Here is a 1,751-nt window from a genome sequence, read left to right on the forward strand (position 1 = left end):
CCCCGCGCGGGGGGGCGCGGCCGCCTCGCTGTGCCCCGCGCCCGGCGCCGCGCGGCCGCCGCCCCCCCCGCCCCCCCCCCCCCGCCCCCCCCACCCCACCGGCCCGGCCGCATCCCCCGCGGCCCCGGCTCCACCCCCAACAGCTAGGAGTGTCCACACGATGTCCACCACCCCGCCCGCCGCCCCCCGAGCGCGGCGCACCACCGCGGCCCGTACCGCCGCCATCGCCACCGTCTGCGCGCTGGGTGCCGCGGCGCTGAGCCTGCCGGCCTTCGCGTACGCTGCGGGCGACGGCGGCGACAAGCCGGCCGGGCCGCCGAAGCTTGAGCTCAAGAACGGCACGCTCGACTGGGGTGTGAAGGAGAGCTTCCGCAAGTACGTCGGCGGGCCCATCGCGCACGGCGAGATCACCGCGGCGGACGGCGCCCAGCAGGCCGCGGGGAACGGGCCGTTCACCTTCACCGGCGGGTCCGGCAGCTACGACACGGGCACGCACGCCGTGGCGACCGCCTTCAACGGCAGCGTCCGCTTCACCGGCCACGAGGGCAAGCTCGACCTCAAGCTGAGCGACTTCAAGCTCAGCACCCAGCGGTCCACCGGCGCCATCACCGCCGACGTGCGGGCCAAGGACATGAAGACCGGCAAGGTCACCGAGAGCGATGACGTGCGGCTGGCCGACCTCGACCTGTCCGCGGTCCGGCCGGGGCAGGGCCAGGGCGGTGCGATGGTCTTCGCCAACATCCCGGCGAAGCTGACCGAGGCCGGCTCCAAGGCGTTCAGCGGCTTCTACGCGGCCGGCGACGACCTGGACCCGGCGACGCTGACGGTCACCCCGGGCGGCCCGGTCAAGCCCGAGCCGACCGACCCGCCGACCGGCAAGCCCACCGACGAGCCGACCGGCAAGCCGACGGACAAGCCCACCGACAAGCCGACGGACCAGCCGACCGGCAAGCCCACCACCAACCCGACCGACGGCCCGAGCGACAAGCCCACCACCAACCCGACCACCAACCCGACCACCAACCCGACCGACGGTCCGAGCGGCAAGCCCACGAAGAGCCCGGGCGACAAGCCCACGGCCAAGCCGACCGACGGGGCCACCGGGAAGCCCGTGGAGAGCGGCCCGATCGTCGCCGGCAACCTGGACTGGGGCGTCAAGGAGGGCTTCCGCAAGTACGTCACGGGGCCGATCGCCTCCGGCAAGGTCTCGCTCTCGGGCGGCGCCACGAAGCGGGGCCAGGGCTACCGCTTCCCCGAGGGCAGCGGCAGCTACCAGGCGACCGACAAGTCGATCGACGCCAAGTTCGCCGGCCAGGTCCGCTTCACCGGCCACGAGGGCAAGCTCGACCTGCGGTTCAGCGACCTGAAGGTCCGTACGAAGGGCACCAAGGGCACCCTGGTCGCCGACGTCTCCTCCAAGGACCGGGTCAGCGGCAAGGTCACCAAGAGCAATGACCAGGTGCTGGCCGACCTCAAGCTGTCCGCCGGGTCGCTGACCGCCAAGGACGAGGTGGTCACCCTCGCCAACGTGCCGGCGACGCTGACCGCCGGTGGCGCCAAGGCGTTCGGCGGCTACTACCAGGCCGGCGAGCAGCTCGACCCGGTCTCCCTCGCCGTCTCGCTGGACGAAGACGCCAAGCTGCCGGACGTGCCGGGTGGTACGGGCGGCTCCGGCGGCTCCGCCGGCACCGGCGGTTCTGACGGCGCGTCGGGCACCACCGGTGGCTCCGGTGGCACGGGCACGGGCGGGG

General features: G+C 74.1%; 1 protein-coding gene. It reads left to right on the top strand.

The genetic code is table 11. The features are described from left to right. Positions 1–160: 160 nt before the first annotated feature. Positions 161–1,751: HtaA domain-containing protein (locus tag AAHZ94_RS33630; protein ID WP_349997487.1), on the top strand; the 1,591-nt coding region annotated here is incomplete at its 3' end.

The sequence above is a fragment of the Streptomyces sp. HSW2009 genome (assembly GCF_040240285.1).
Taxonomy (GTDB): Bacteria; Actinomycetota; Actinomycetes; order Streptomycetales; family Streptomycetaceae; genus Streptomyces.